Genomic DNA, 15,016 nt, shown 5'->3' with positions numbered 1-15,016 from the left:
CCGGTGGAGAGCATTCATTATGACAACCTGCAGGAAACGCTGTATTACGAAGTGATGGATAACGGTCTGCACGTGTATGTGCTGCCTAAACCCGGCTTCCAGAAAACCTATGCGACCTTTGCAACCAAATATGGTTCGGTGGATAACCATTTCAAGGTTGAAGGCGAATCTGAAACTCGCGTTCCTGATGGCATTGCGCATTTTCTTGAGCACAAAATGTTTGAGGAGCCGGAAGGCGATATTTTTGCCAAGTTTGCCTCGAACGGCGCCTCGGCGAATGCCTTTACTAGTTTTGACCAAACGGTGTATCTCTTTTCTGCGACGGAGAACATCCATGAAAATTTGGAGACGCTGATTAATTTCGTGCAGAACCCTTACTTTACCGATCAGAACGTGGAGAAGGAAAAAGGGATTATCGGGCAGGAAATCAACATGTATCAGGACAATCCGGACTGGCGCGTATACTTCGGTCTTATCGAAGCGATGTACAAGGTGCATCCGGTGCACATCGATATTGCCGGTACGGTGGAATCCATCGGAACAATTACAAAGGAAGATCTGTATACGTGCTACAATGCCTTTTATCATCCGAGCAACATGCTGCTGTTCGTGGTGGGCGGCGTAGATCCAGTTGAAACGATGAACCTGATCCGTTCGAATCAAGCCGGAAAATCGTATGAGAAGCAAGGCTCCATCGAGCGCATATTCGATCCGGAGCCGAAGGGAGTTGAAGAGAAGCGGCGAGAGAGCCGGCTGGCCGTATCCCTGCCGAAATGCCTGTTCGGCTTCAAGGAGAAGCAGGTCGGTTTAACGGCTGAGGAGCAGCTGCGCCGAGATTTGACAACGAAGCTGATGATGGACCTCCTGTTTGGATCCAGTACGGAATTGTATCAGCAGCTGTATGACGAGGATTTGATATCCGACAGCTTCGGCCATGAATATAACAGTTCACCCCAATATGCGTTCTCTGCGGTGGGCGGAGATACGAAGGATCCGGACCAACTTCTGGAGCGTATCCGCACTGAGGTGGATAAGCTAAAGGCAACCGGATTTCAGGCATCCGACTTTGAACGTGCCCGCAAGAAGAAAATGGGCGGATACTTGCGCATGCTCAATTCCCCTGAAAATATTGCTCATGAATTCACTCGCTATCAGTTCCGCGGGGCGGATTTCTTTAAGGTTCTACCGGTTTATGAATCCATTACCATAGATGATGTAAACCGCCGTCTGCAGGAGCATATCGATTGGGATCAATTGGCCGTATCGATCGTTGTGAGTCCGTAATGAAGCAAGACATGGGAAGAGAATTGAAACCGATCGGGGAAATGACGGTCCTGATCACGGGTGCCAGCAGAGGTATTGGAGCGGCTGTTGCCGAGCGTTTTGCTTCGGTACGCATGAATGTCGTTATCCATTACATGAATTCGCATGAAGCGGCCAATGAAGTTGCCCGCCGCTGTATGGCCTATGGTGCTAAGGTATTAACCGTGTCCGCGGATCTTCGCGACAAAGAGCAAATATTGCGCATGCAAGAGAAGCTTCAGAGTCATGATATGGAGCCGGATATCCTGGTCAACAACGCCGGGGTATCCCATTACGGGCTTCTGTCTGACGTGACCGAGGAAGAGTGGGACACTTTGATGTCCATTAACCTGAGAGGGATGTTCCTGTGTTCCCAGGCGTTTATGGGGCGTATGATCTCCCAGCGATTTGGCAGGATTATCAATGTGTCCTCGATCTGGGGATTGTCGGGTGCCTCCTGCGAGGTATTGTATTCAACAAGCAAAGGCGGCGTTAACGCTTTTACGAAGGCCCTTGCGAAGGAGCTTGCCCCATCAGGCGTGACGGTGAACGCCGTTGCCCCCGGCGCGGTGGATACGTCCATGCTGGGGCATTTGGAATCGGATGAGATCCGCATGCTGGAGGATGAAATTCCGGTCGGCAGATTGGCGCAGCCGGATGAGATCTCATCACTGGTGTATTTTCTAGCGCTGCCCGAGTCGGGCTACATTACCGGGCAAGTGATCAGCCCGAATGGAGGTTGGGTGACCTGATCGTCATTCGTGGTGCAATTCACCACTCATAAGGGATTGGTTACGGGGACATATTACTATTGTTACTTTAAATCTGAATTGCCACCACGCAAAAGGAGGATTTAATTCATGTCATCCGTAATCAAAAACTTTGATTCCTGGAAGAAATTTCTGGGCGAGCGCGTCGTTCAAGCCGAGAAAGCGGGTATGAGTGAAGACACCATTTCTCAGCTGGCTTATGAGATCGGTGATTTCCTCGATGAGAAGGTTGACCCGCAAAACTCATCTAACCGGGCACTGAAAGAATTGTGGGATGTAGGTAACGAGGAAGAACGCCACGTTATCGCGCGTCTGATGGTGAAACTGGCCAAGAACAACGCATAACCCTCTTGCAAAAAGCCCCCGCCAACGGGGGCTTTTTGTCAAGAAAAAAGAATGTAATTTTCATGTCATCGTTAATACTTGCCTTTCATTTTTATTTTATATATCATTAACGTGACCCATTTTTCATTTGACCTGTTTTTGCGTGCAATTTTCGCTGGAATTTGTCGAATATTGATGGAAAAGAAGTGCAAAGAGGTGTCTTTGTGGAATCGAATCAATGGTACATGGAATACAAGATACATAAGAACCGGCCTGGTTTGCTCGGCGATATTGCTTCCGTATTAGGTATGCTCGAAGTAAACATCCTGACCATTAACGGTGTTGAAGGCCAAACTCGCGGAATGCTGCTGGAAACGGATGATGAAGAAAAAATTATCTTGATGGGCAAAATGTTAAACAAAATGAAAAATATTACGGTAACAGCCTTGAGACCCCCGAAACTGGTCGATATTTTGGCTGTCCGACATGGACGATATATTGACCGGGACTCGGATGATCGTAAAACGTTCCGTTTTACGCGTGATGAGCTCGGTTTACTTGTTGATTTTTTGGGTGAATTGTTCAAAAGGGAAGGTAATCAGGTTATCGGTCTTCGCGGAATGCCCCGCGTCGGCAAAACCGAGTCCATTATCGCCGGCAGCGTCTGCGCGATGAAGCGCTGGACCTTTGTTTCCTCGACGCTGCTCCGTCAAACCATTCGCAGTCAACTCTCTGAGGACGAGATGAATTCGAACAATGTTTTCATCATTGACGGCATTGTGAGCACGATCCGATCCAACGAACGTCATTATCAGCTCCTGCAGGATATCATGGGGATGGAGAGTACGAAGGTGATCGAGCATCCGGATATTTTTGTTCGCGAATCCGAATATTCCTATGAGGATTTCGATATTATAATCGAATTGCGAAACAATCCGGAAGAGGAAATCGTTTATGATACGTTCACGGGCTCTTATAGTGACGATTTATAATATTGTTTTGACTTTGACCACGAATTTCTAAAGTAGGAGGTGATGGCATGTCCGAACTGGGACAGCAATTAAGGGAGGCGCGTCTACAAAAAGGGATGAGCCTTGATGATGTGCAGGAAATGACAAAAATACGCAAGCGATACTTGGAAGCCATCGAGGCAGGGGATTACAAAGTACTTCCCGGCAGTTTTTACGTGCGGGCATTCATCAAAACCTATGCGGAAGCGGTGGGGATTGACCCGGACGAACTGCTTGAAGGCCATAAACAGGATGTGCCTAAATCCGAACCGGAAGCGACGATGGAACCGGTTATTCAAAAACGTGCCGCCAGACCTTCAGCCGAACGGAACATGAAATGGCTGCCTACACTGCTGATGTGGACATTCCCGATTTTGATCGTTGTTGTCATTTACTTGGTGGCCATCAATTCGAATGAGCCTAAGGAAGAACCTCCGGTAAGCAATAATGATCAGACGCAGACGGATCAAGCGCAAAAGCCGGAAGACACGGGCAATACGGATCCCGCCACGCCAGGTGACGGAGCGCAGGGCGGCGACAACACCACGGACGATACCGGTAATGGTAACGAAGGTACAGACGGTGAAGGAACAGACGCAACAGACGCAACGGACGGAACAGATGGCACGGACATCGACGAACCGGGAAATACAACGCCTGGAGAAACGACGGTGACGCAGGACCGGACGGAAGGCAAGAACACCGTATTTAAGGTAACAGGCTCGTCCGTGAAGGTTGAGATTGTGGCAACGAGCGAAGGTAAGAGCTGGGTAGAAGTGTATCGTGGCTACAATACCTCCGGAGAGAAGCTGGCTTTCCAAATGCTTGAGAATGGTGATTCTCTCAGCTTTGACCTGGATAGCCAGGGACTTTACGTGAAATCAGGGAACTCCGCTGCAACCACCATTACGGTTGGCGGCCAGCCCGTAACGGATGGAAAATCAACGTCGCGTATCTTGCTGGAGCCGGCTGATGGTTCCGCAGGCACGATGGACAACACGGGTACGGATGCCACAGGTACCACCACAGATACTACAGGTACATCGGATACGACAGATATCGAATAATTGCCTGTCCTCCAGGCCATCATAACAGCATGCAGCTGCATGCTGTTATTGCACTTCCTGGAAGAGGTGATGCTCTCGTGACGGTCAACTGGATTATATTCGGATTAGGTGTTATCGTCAGCCTCTTGGGCTACTATTTGATTCCAAGTGACTGGGGATATGGCATATTAGGCTTTGGACTGGCACATATTTTGCTCGGTATACTGAGCATGTTTCGCCGTCCGGTGCATGATGAGAAAGCTAGCAGTTGACGGAGCAGGCTTCGTTTTCGCCGGATGTTGGCGATAAGCGGAGTCTTTTTCGTTCACATTTATCCCGCTGATCTCGTAGAGGATTAGACTTGGCTCACGGTTTTACCTATAATAGAAGCATTATCGCCAAATGAAAGGAAGGATTCACCATGGCTTCAGAAAACTCATTTGATATCGTATCCAAAATGGATATGCAGGAACTTAACAATGCGGTTAATCAGGCGGAGCGGGAGATCGAGAACCGTTTTGACTTCAAGGGCAGCAAGAGCAGCTTGAAGCTGGACAAGGACGCACTGGTCATTGCATCCGATGACGAGTACAAACTCAACGCCGTTATTGATATTTTGCAAACCAAGATGGTGAAACGGGGCTTGTCGCTGAAAAATGTGGAGTACGGCAAGATCGAGCCGGCTTCCATGGGTACCGTTCGCCAGCGCCTGACCTTAAAGCAAGGAATCGATCAGGAAAATTCGAAAAAGATCAACATATTGATCCGTGATTCCAAGCTGAAGGTCAAGAGTCAGATTCAAGGTGACCAAATTCGGGTAACCGGAAAAAGCAAGGATGATCTTCAGCAGATCATGCAGCTGCTTCGCAAAGCGGATCTTTCTCTGGACCTGCAGTTCACGAATTTTAAATAAACGCCGCCACAGGCTCATATAGGATGGGATGGACAGGTTTGTTTCTTTTGACAGGGCGTGAGCGGAAATATTATACTAAAAAACGATATATAAGGATTAACGTATACATAGATTACTGGGGATGAATATGACAGACAGCGCTTCACGCTTCGAACCCTTTAGGCTCTTGGGAAGAGCGACCCTATTGAAGTACAGATGGATAACAGTCGCGGGGTCTGCGAAAATTTCAAGACAACCCGTTGCAAGGGAGGTTGCCCCATGAATTTACCCAATCGTATCACGTTGGCCCGCATTTGCTTGATCCCTGTCATGATGATTTTCCTGCTGGTGGATTTTGATTTTTATCCGGCTCCTATTGTGTGGAATGATTTCGTCCTTCCCTACAACCAATTGATTGCAGCATTGATATTCATACTTGCAGCAAGTACGGATGGGATTGACGGGTATTTAGCCCGGAAAAACAATATGGTGACGAACCTGGGTAAACTTCTGGATCCGCTTGCGGACAAACTGCTGGTGGCAGCCATCCTCATATCGCTTGTGGAGATGGGCAAATGCGAATCCTGGATTGCTGTAGTCATCATCAGCAGAGAATTCGCGGTTACTGGCTTGAGACAAATTGCACTCCTGGAAGGTTCCGTCGTTGCAGCAGGTCAATCGGGGAAAATCAAGACGGTGATTCAGATTGTGGCGATTGTCGCGCTTCTGATCAATAATTTCCCGTTTGTATTCTTGGGAATTCCGTTTGATGTCATTGCAATCTGGGCTGCCGCGATGATTACGATCTATTCGGGAATCGAATATTTTGTCCAGAACAGGCATCTTCTCAAAGGTGCCGGGGCGTAACGGCAATAGGAGCAATCCTATTGCTTTTTTCTTCCGCAGGGTAAGAACTTTATGAAAGCGGGTATTTGTGAAGAGATAGCAGACACAGGAGGATGGACGAATCATGAAAGCAGAAATCATTGCAGTTGGAACCGAACTTCTTCTTGGACAGATTGTGAATACCAATGCACAGTATTTGTCCAGGCAGCTTGCTTCAATGGGAATCGATGTATACTATCAAACCGTTGTCGGGGATAACATGGAGAGGCTCAAGGAGGCCTTGCGGCTGTCCAGCAGCAGAGCCGATATCGTTCTTCTGTCCGGTGGTCTGGGCCCCACACAGGATGACCTGACAAAGGATGCGCTCGCATCTTTTCTAAATCGTTCATTGCATATTGATCGGATGGCCATGGATCGGATTGAACGCTTTTTCCATGAACGAGGATCCGTAATGACCGAGAACAATCGGCGCCAGGCTCTGGCCATCGAGGGCGGGACTCCGCTTCCGAACGAAACAGGCCTCGCCGTCGGGAATGCGGTATCCTATGAAGGGACTCATTACATTGTGTTGCCGGGTCCGCCGAAAGAGCTGATGCCGATGTTTGAGCAGGAGGCCAAGCCTTGGCTTCTGCAGCATGTGCTTACGGAAGAGCTTCCCATCTATTCAAAGATGCTCAAATTCGCAGGCATCGGGGAGTCCGCGCTTGATAAGCGCCTGGAGGACCTGATTACGGCCCAGACCGATCCGACGATTGCGTTGTATGCCAAGGAGGGGGAGGTCACCGTCCGGATCTCCACGAAGGCAGCCAGCGAGGCTGAGGCCATGGTGCGGCTGAATGAACTGGAAGCCCGGATCCAGGAGAGAGGCCCGGAATTTATGTATGCTAACGAGGATGTGCCCATTGAGAAGGTCATCGTCGATATGATGGCGGATCATAGCTGGACGCTGAGCGCTGCGGAGAGCTGCACGGGAGGCCTTGTAGCGGAGACGCTGACCTCTATCCCCGGGAGCGCGTCCATGTTCCTTGGCGGGATCATCTGTTATACCAATCAGATCAAGGAGAAGCTTGTGCATATCCCGCATGCGCTGCTTGAGGGGGATGATGCGCCGGGAGCCGTCAGTGCAGAGGTTGCCGAAGCGCTTGCGGATCATGTCCGGATGGTAACCGACAGCGACTTTGGTTTATCGGTAACGGGCGTGGCAGGTCCAGGGTATGCTGAACGCAAGCCTATAGGTCTGGTTTACATTGGATTGTCTCAACGGGGAAAAGAAACGGAAGTGCACGAGCTGCACCTTCAGGGTAACCGTGAAACGATCCGGCTCCGAGCTACGAAGGCGCTGCTCTACCGGCTTTGGCAGCGTCTTGTTGCCTCCAAAAGGTTTAGGGTTGCAGAATAGGGATATCCGCTATTCAAAAAAAGTAAATAATTTACACCTTGCTTGGCAGCTCTTCTTGTATTTACGAACGGTTCCAAGTATAATGGGAAATACGGAAGAACCGTGGCATATCGTATGATGTTGCCACGGTTCTTGTTGTTTATACATAAGGCATGGAGCATATACGGGAAGGGGTGCGGAATAAAAAAAACGAATGTATGTTCGAAAAAAAGCTTGGCAAACGTGTCAAAACAAGGTATGATATGACTATCAACAGTGAAGGGTTGTGGAACAATTGTCAGATCGTCGTGCTGCGCTGGAAATGGCGCTTCGTCAGATAGAGAAACAGTTCGGAAAAGGTTCCATCATGAAACTGGGTGAATCCACCCACATGCAAGTAGAGATTGTGCCGAGCGGATCGTTGGCATTGGATATAGCTTTAGGAACCGGCGGCTTGCCTAGAGGCCGGATTATTGAAGTATATGGACCGGAATCCTCCGGTAAAACAACAGTAGCCCTCCATGCGATTGCGGAAGTTCAGAAGGCTGGTGGACAGGCTGCATTTATCGATGCCGAGCATGCTCTGGATCCATCGTATGCAAGCAAATTGGGCGTTAACATTGATGAATTGCTGCTCTCCCAACCGGACACGGGTGAGCAGGCGCTGGAAATTGCGGAAGCTCTGGTACGCAGTGGTGCAGTTGATATCATCGTTATTGACTCGGTTGCTGCACTGGTACCAAAAGCTGAAATTGAAGGCGACATGGGTGACTCCCACGTAGGTCTGCAAGCTCGTCTGATGTCCCAGGCTCTTCGGAAATTGTCGGGTGCTATTAATAAATCGAAAACAATTGCCATCTTTATCAACCAGCTTCGTGAGAAGGTTGGTGTTATGTTCGGTAACCCTGAGACGACTCCAGGTGGACGTGCTCTGAAGTTCTACTCGACGGTTCGTTTGGACGTGCGTCGAATTGAGAGCATCAAGATGGGCAACGATGTGGTGGGTAACCGCACACGGATTAAGGTTGTTAAGAACAAGGTAGCGCCACCTTTCAAACAGGCTGAGCTTGATATTATGTACGGTGAAGGCATCTCTAGAGAGGGAAGCCTGATCGATATCGGAACGGAACTCGATATCGTGGATAAGAGCGGCGCATGGTATTCTTATTCAGGTGACCGTCTTGGCCAAGGACGGGAGAATGCGAAGCAATTCTTGAAAGAGAATCCGGAGATCGCTAGTGTTATCGAGAACAAAATTCGTGAAGCGAGCAATCTGACCACGGCTGTTCCTGAGCCTTCCGAGAAGGATAAGGAACAAGAGGAATTAGAAGAGCAAGAGTTGTTTAAAGTAGAGTAGTTCATTGCTGGTTATCGATTACAGTGTTGAGGACCGTCCGGTGTTTGTAACGCCAGACGGTCTTCTTTGCATTTATTCAGACTTCCAGATGCAGTCTTGGTTATTTTACTCAGAAATGGTGCGGTAGTGAGAGGAGCGACATATGGAAGAAGAGAATAAGGAAATGTCGGAGCAGGCAGAAGCATCAGGTATAGGGCATTTTCCGGACCATGAGGATTTGATTGTAACGTCAGTCGAAATGCTGAAAAAGCCCAAGCACCGATACCAAATCGCGTTTGGTCCGTACCTTATGACCGTTCATGAAGATGTGATGCTGAAATACCGGATGTTCAAGGGGAATGTTTTTCGCAAGGAAGAGCTTGAGGAAATTATCGTGGCCGATGAACGACAGAGGGCTTATGTAGAGGCGCTGAATCATCTGTCCAGGAAACCCAGAACAGCCAAGGAGATCACCCAGCGTCTGCAGCAAAAAAGTTTCGAGCCGAGTTGCATAGAGACGACGCTGGAGCGATTGGAGAAGGACAAGCTGATTGATGACGCGTTATACGCCAAGATGTGGACAGAGCAGCGAATGACAAGCCATAAGAAGGGGAGGCTGTGGGTCAAACAGGAGCTGAGACAGAAGGGAATCGGCACGGAGCTGATCTCCGAGGCTTTGGGCGAGATCAGTGCAGATGCCGAATTGGAGAGCGCGCTTGCCGTGGGACGGAAAAAATGGCAGCAAACCCATGGAGAGTTGCTGGATCGCAAACGTAAAACGGGAGCATATTTAATGCGTAGGGGCTTCGGCGGGGATCAGGTGCGTCAGGTGCTCAAGCGTCTGGTTGACGAGGATCAGGAAAAGGGTGAGTGGGACGACGAGCTGGAAGATTTCGAATAAAGGGCAGTTTGGATACTTTTTCGTGAAAGAAATGGTTTCATTGGATGAAACTGACGTTTACCCATTGCTTTCCCTTGACAATATCTTTTTATAAATACTAAAATAAATATGAATCTTTTTATCATAAATTAGAATCCTTTTTCCTTCCAAAAAAGTGACTACTTTGTGAAAGATTCTTTTAATCGCCAATTCATAGTGAAATGTATTCCGCTGGCTAAGGCGGGATTTGCGTACGTGATACGGCGTGCGCAGTATGGACGGCAGCTTCCACTGCCGGAAAATTTTATGTATGAATGAGTAACCTGACAATTGAACATTTCCCAAGGAATGCCTTGGAGGAAACAACGAGGAGGTGATCAGATGCATCCAATTTGGTGGATCATAATCGTTCTCGCTGTAGCCGCTATATTCTTTGGGTTCGGTTATTTTATTCGCAAATCCCTTGCAGAAGCTAAAATTTCCAGTGCCGAGCATGCCGCTTTGCAGATCGTAGAAAGTGCGAAGAAGGAAGCAGAAGCATTGAAGAAAGAAACGGTTCTCGAAGCTAAAGACGAAGTTCATAAAATCAGAGCCGAAGCTGAAAAAGACACTCGTGAGCGCCGGAATGAAATTCAACGGCAGGAGCGCAGATTGTTGCAAAAGGAAGAGTCGCTGGATAAAAAAATAGAATCTTTGGAACGTAAAGAAGAACAAGTGGCGAACAAAGAGAAACGAATAGAAGAGACCCAGCAGCAAATCGATGCCATTTACAAGAAACAAACGACGGAACTGGAGCGCATCTCCAACCTCACGATGGAGGATGCCCGCAGCATTATTCTCAGTAATGTTGAACAGGAAGTTCGTCATGAAACCGCTCAGATGATTAAAGAAATCGAGCAGCAGGCGAAGGAAGAGGCAGATAAGAAATCACGCGAGATCATCACGCTGGCTATTCAGCGCTGTGCGGCTGATCACGTCGCGGAGACCACGGTATCTGTTGTCACTTTGCCGAATGAAGAAATGAAGGGCCGGATTATCGGACGTGAAGGCCGGAATATTCGTGCGCTTGAGACCCTTACAGGGATTGACCTTATTATCGATGATACTCCGGAAGCTGTTATTCTCTCCGGTTTTGATCCGATTCGCCGTGAAATTGCCCGTACAGCTTTGGAAAAGCTCGTGGCGGACGGACGGATTCATCCGGCTCGTATCGAAGAAATGGTGGAGAAATCCCGCAAGGAAGTGGACGAACGCATTCGCGAATACGGAGAACAAGCGACTTTCGAGGTTGGCGTTCACGGTTTGCACCCAGATTTGATCAAAATTCTGGGCCGACTGAAATTCCGTACAAGCTATGGACAAAATGTGTTGAAACACTCCATGGAAGTGGCCTATTTGACTGGCCTGATGGCCGGCGAACTGGGCGAAGACATCGTGCTTGCGAAACGGGCAGGACTGTTGCATGACATCGGGAAAGCGCTGGATCATGAAGTGGAAGGATCGCACGTTGAAATCGGCGTGGAGCTGGCGAAGAAGTACAAGGAACATCCGGTGGTTATCAACAGCATTGCCTCTCATCACGGTGATTGTGAAGCAACTTCGGTTATTGCCATGCTGGTTGGCGCAGCTGACGCATTGTCTGCTGCAAGACCGGGAGCACGCAGAGAGACGCTTGAGACGTATATCCGCCGTCTTGAGAAGCTCGAAGAAATTTCCGAATCCTTTGAAGGCGTTGAGAAATCCTATGCCATTCAAGCGGGACGTGAAGTTCGCGTCATGGTACAGCCTGAGAAAATCGACGATGCCGAAGCATTCCGCTTGGCACGTGACATTACCAAAACCATTGAGAATGAACTGGATTATCCGGGTCATATCAAAGTCACCGTCATCCGGGAAACCCGAGCGGTGGATTACGCGAAATAGAGTTTGGACCTTAAAAAGTGGCCGCAATCCGGCCACTTTTTATCTTTCAAGTACCAAAAATACAGTTTCGGACATTTATGAATCGGGAACGGTCCTGCCGGGAATCAGGACAAGCATCCCTGAAGGAGTGATTGACATCAAAGTATTATTCATCGGAGACATTGTCGGCAGTACAGGGCGTAAAGCTTTGAAGGCTTCTCTTCCGGAGCTGAAGTCCAAATATAATCCGCACATCATTATTGCCAATGGGGAGAATGCTGCTTCAGGACGCGGCATTACCTCGGCCATCGCCAATGAATTTTTCAATTGGGGCATTCATGGCATCACCTTGGGTAACCACACCTGGGATAACAAGGACATTTTTGAGTTTATTGATGATGAGCCGCGCATGATTCGTCCGGCAAATTTTCCGCCCGGCACACCGGGGCGTGGATACACAATCATCAAAGCGAACGGCAAACAGCTGGCGATCGTGAATCTACAAGGACGAACCTTCCTGCCAGCCATCGATTGCCCGTTTCGCGCAGCCGATGACATTGTGGATGAGCTTCGCCAGAAGACGAAGTGCATTCTGGTGGACTTCCATGCTGAGGCGACGTCGGAGAAGATTGCGATGGGATGGCATCTGGAAGGCCGCGCCTCGATGGTGGTCGGAACGCACACCCACGTGCAAAGCAATGACGATACCATACTGCCGGGAGGAACAGCTTATATTACGGATACCGGCATGGTGGGCTCCAAGGAAGGCATCCTCGGCATGCAGCGCGATGCGGTGATGTATAAGTTCAAGACCCAGCTTCCTGCCCGTTTCCAGGTCGACGAAGGCAAATGGCAGTTCCATGCCGTATGCGTGGATATGGATGAGGACACGGGAAGAGCCCGGAAGATACAGAAAATCCGCATGTACGAAGACGAATGGCGGATGGATTAAAAAAGGCGGAATCCGTTTAATTAAATTAGGAACGGATGGTAAAAAGCAGGAATTTTTTCCCCTCTCACGAATAACATCTAGTAAGCGGAAGCAAACCATCACTCAACATTCCCAGGGGAGGTACTTACCATGGAAGTATTAAAAGTTTCAGCAAAATCCAATCCTAATTCAGTTGCAGGGGCGCTCGCTGGAGTTCTTAGGGAGCGGGGCGGAGCGGAACTGCAAGCGATTGGGGCGGGAGCACTGAACCAGGCCATTAAAGCGGTAGCGATTGCCCGGGGATTTGTAGCACCGAGCGGGGTGGATTTGATTTGCATCCCTGCTTTTACGGATATTGTGATTGATGGCGAAGACCGGACGGCAATTAAATTGATCGTAGAACCTAGATAAATTTCGAATGTTGAGGTATTAGCCTGTTTACTCTCTTGGTGTAAACAGGCTTTTTGCTGTGACAAGTTCAGAAGGGAGATGAACGGCGCGATGCGGACGGTTGATTTTCACTGTGATGTTTTGAGCAAAATGTGGGAAGCCCCCCAAGCCTCCTTTGCGGACGACCCGCATTTGGATGTAACGCTGCAGCGCATGGAGGAGGGCGACCTGGCCCTTCAGGTGTTCGCTGTTTTTTTATCGGAGAAATGGGGGAGACCATCCTTTGAACGGGTGCTGGCGCAACTCGATACATATCGCAGCCGCATCGTTAAACCGGGATATCTTAAGCCCCTGCTTTGGCGGGAGCAACTTCAAGAGACCAGACAAGGTCAGCATGGACGGTTCGGCGTTCTGTCCTTGGAAGGCGTTGACGGGCTGGAGGGGAATTTGTATTACGTCCAGCTCTTGTTTGAGATGGGCGTGCGTTTGATGGGGGTTACCTGGAATTATGCCAACTGGGCTGCGGATGGAGTACTGGAGCAGCGAAATGGGGGATTCACGGAACGGGGACGGCAGCTGGTAGAGCTATCCCATTCGACGGGCATCATTCTGGATGTGTCTCACCTGTCCCAAGCTGGTTTCTGGGAGCTCGCGGAGCTGACCAAAGGGCCCATCATCGCCTCGCATTCCAATGCGTACTCCGTCTGCCAGCATCCCCGGAATTTGAATGATGAGCAGATAAGGGCACTAATCGCGCTAAACGGAATGATTGGAATCACGTTTGTGCCCTGGTTTATCCGCAGCGGAGTAGATCGTGTGAAGCCGGAGGACATATTGCCGCATATCGAGAAGATTTGTGAGCTGGGCGGTGAAGAGCACATCATGTTCGGTTCGGACTTCGACGGGATTGATCAATGGGTTGCCGGGCTTGAGCATCCGGGCCGGTATCCTGAATTTCAGGAGCTGCTGCTTAAACATTACCCGGAATCGATGGTAAAGGGCTGGATGTCGGAGTATGCCCTCCATTTTCTTGAGCAGAATTTACCTTCATTGTCAGGCCAAGCATAGCAACCTTTCGCATAACGACCATGATTCGAGGATAACTTTGACAATCCTGTAGCAGATTGCTCGTGAATCGGAAGAAGGCGGCCTGAATCACCCGGGTTGCCTTTTTATTTTTGGGTAATAGAGAGTATAATAGGTGATGGCATGTACAGCATATAGAGAAAAACAAGGAGTGAGACAGATGAGTAAAACTGTACCTGTGGGTGTATCCGCCCGCCATATTCATTTAACCCAAGAGCATATTGAGGCATTGTTCGGCCCTGGATATCAGCTGACAGAGTTCAAACCATTGTCCCAGCCAGGACAATTCGCAGCCAACGAAACGGTAGCGGTTATTGGAACGAAGGGACAATTCGATAAAGTAAGAATTTTGGGACCTGCACGTCCTGCAACCCAGCTGGAGATTTCCCGCACGGATTCCTTTGCCATCGGTGTGAAAGCACCTGTACGCGAATCCGGAAACATCGCTGGAACCCCGGGAATTACGATTAAAGGTCCGGCTGGTGAAGTAACGGTGGATGAAGGTGTCATCGTAGCCGCTCGTCATATCCACTTCCATACATCCGATGCGGATCAATGGGGTATTAAAGACAAGGACCTGCTGAAGGTACGCTTAGGCGGCGAACGCGGTCTTGTTCTGGAGAACGTCATTGCCCGCGTATCCGACAATTTTGCGCTCGACATGCATATCGATACCGATGAAGCTAACGCTGCCGGCGCCAAAAACGGAGACACTGCTGAAATTATTGATTAATCTATAGCTTCAGTAAACTTCATGAACATACTGTATGTGTCACGGATCTGCTGCTGTTAAGCGTTTTTAGCTTAGCGTTCACAGCTGGAAGAGCCTGAGTCGATTCATTTCGATTTCAGGCTCTTTTTTGAAATTTTCTACGGGTTCCATGTTTCGGTGGCCTATTTTGAAGGAAAGCGTTTGATAAGGT

At 49.1% G+C, this 15,016-nt stretch carries 16 protein-coding genes; all 16 read left to right on the top strand.

Annotation, left to right across the window (positions count from 1 at the left end):
- Window positions 1-3 precede the first annotated feature (3 nt).
- The gene (gene yfmH, locus BJP58_RS08150; RefSeq protein WP_194543528.1) at window positions 4-1,284 is read left to right on the top strand and encodes an EF-P 5-aminopentanol modification-associated protein YfmH; all 1,281 of its coding nucleotides are present in this window, start codon (window positions 4-6) and stop codon (window positions 1,282-1,284) included.
- On the top strand, window positions 1,284-2,054 hold the full coding sequence (gene ymfI / locus BJP58_RS08145) for an elongation factor P 5-aminopentanone reductase (protein WP_194543527.1): 771 nt from the start codon (window positions 1,284-1,286) through the stop codon (window positions 2,052-2,054). The genes yfmH and ymfI overlap by 1 nt, the downstream gene beginning before the upstream one ends.
- Window positions 2,055-2,162: 108 nt before the next feature.
- Window positions 2,163-2,417 carry a DUF3243 domain-containing protein gene (locus tag BJP58_RS08140; RefSeq protein ID WP_009589302.1) on the top strand — a complete coding sequence of 85 codons (255 nt, stop codon included), beginning with the start codon at window positions 2,163-2,165 and terminating at the stop codon, window positions 2,415-2,417.
- A gap of 203 nt (window positions 2,418-2,620) precedes the next feature.
- On the top strand, window positions 2,621-3,388 hold the full coding sequence (locus BJP58_RS08135; protein WP_113058682.1) for a DUF3388 domain-containing protein: 768 nt from the start codon (window positions 2,621-2,623) through the stop codon (window positions 3,386-3,388).
- Window positions 3,389-3,435: 47 nt separating this feature from the next.
- Window positions 3,436-4,473, top strand: coding sequence for a helix-turn-helix domain-containing protein (locus BJP58_RS08130; protein ID WP_194543526.1), 1,038 nt, complete (start codon window positions 3,436-3,438; stop codon window positions 4,471-4,473).
- Window positions 4,474-4,550: 77 nt separating this feature from the next.
- Window positions 4,551-4,724, top strand: coding sequence for a DUF4175 domain-containing protein (locus BJP58_RS08125; RefSeq protein ID WP_146746999.1), 174 nt, complete (start codon window positions 4,551-4,553; stop codon window positions 4,722-4,724).
- Between the two features lie 149 nt (window positions 4,725-4,873).
- The gene (locus BJP58_RS08120) at window positions 4,874-5,365 is read left to right on the top strand and encodes a YajQ family cyclic di-GMP-binding protein (protein ID WP_194543525.1); all 492 of its coding nucleotides are present in this window, start codon (window positions 4,874-4,876) and stop codon (window positions 5,363-5,365) included.
- Window positions 5,366-5,623: 258 nt separating this feature from the next.
- Window positions 5,624-6,211, top strand: a complete 588-nt coding sequence (gene pgsA, locus BJP58_RS08115) for a CDP-diacylglycerol--glycerol-3-phosphate 3-phosphatidyltransferase (protein ID WP_194543524.1) — start codon at window positions 5,624-5,626, stop codon at window positions 6,209-6,211.
- Between the two features lie 103 nt (window positions 6,212-6,314).
- On the top strand, window positions 6,315-7,589 hold the full coding sequence (locus tag BJP58_RS08110) for a competence/damage-inducible protein A (protein ID WP_194543523.1): 1,275 nt from the start codon (window positions 6,315-6,317) through the stop codon (window positions 7,587-7,589).
- A gap of 274 nt (window positions 7,590-7,863) precedes the next feature.
- Window positions 7,864-8,925 (top strand): recombinase RecA, encoded by a 1,062-nt coding sequence (gene recA, locus BJP58_RS08105; RefSeq protein ID WP_194544872.1) that lies wholly within the window; start codon window positions 7,864-7,866, stop codon window positions 8,923-8,925.
- A gap of 142 nt (window positions 8,926-9,067) precedes the next feature.
- Window positions 9,068-9,805, top strand: coding sequence for a regulatory protein RecX (locus BJP58_RS08100; protein ID WP_194543522.1), 738 nt, complete (start codon window positions 9,068-9,070; stop codon window positions 9,803-9,805).
- Window positions 9,806-10,165: 360 nt separating this feature from the next.
- On the top strand, window positions 10,166-11,707 hold the full coding sequence (rny, locus tag BJP58_RS08095) for a ribonuclease Y (RefSeq protein ID WP_194543521.1): 1,542 nt from the start codon (window positions 10,166-10,168) through the stop codon (window positions 11,705-11,707).
- A gap of 127 nt (window positions 11,708-11,834) precedes the next feature.
- On the top strand, window positions 11,835-12,638 hold the full coding sequence (locus tag BJP58_RS08090) for a TIGR00282 family metallophosphoesterase (RefSeq protein WP_113058861.1): 804 nt from the start codon (window positions 11,835-11,837) through the stop codon (window positions 12,636-12,638).
- A 129-nt stretch (window positions 12,639-12,767) separates the two neighbouring features.
- Window positions 12,768-13,028, top strand: coding sequence for a stage V sporulation protein S (locus tag BJP58_RS08085; RefSeq protein WP_006211249.1), 261 nt, complete (start codon window positions 12,768-12,770; stop codon window positions 13,026-13,028).
- Window positions 13,029-13,118: 90 nt separating this feature from the next.
- Window positions 13,119-14,075, top strand: a complete 957-nt coding sequence (locus tag BJP58_RS08080; protein ID WP_194543520.1) for a dipeptidase — start codon at window positions 13,119-13,121, stop codon at window positions 14,073-14,075.
- 178 nt (window positions 14,076-14,253) lie between these two features.
- Entirely contained in the window at window positions 14,254-14,826 is a 573-nt protein-coding gene (gene pduL, locus BJP58_RS08075; protein ID WP_071220154.1) for a phosphate propanoyltransferase, read from the top strand.
- Window positions 14,827-15,016 lie beyond the last annotated feature (190 nt).

Source organism: Paenibacillus sp. JZ16 (assembly GCF_015326965.1).
In the GTDB taxonomy this organism is placed as follows: Bacteria; Bacillota; Bacilli; order Paenibacillales; family Paenibacillaceae; genus Paenibacillus_AQ.
The sequence above is the reverse complement of the archived record's forward strand: the minus strand, read 5'-3'. Positions and strand labels throughout refer to the sequence as shown.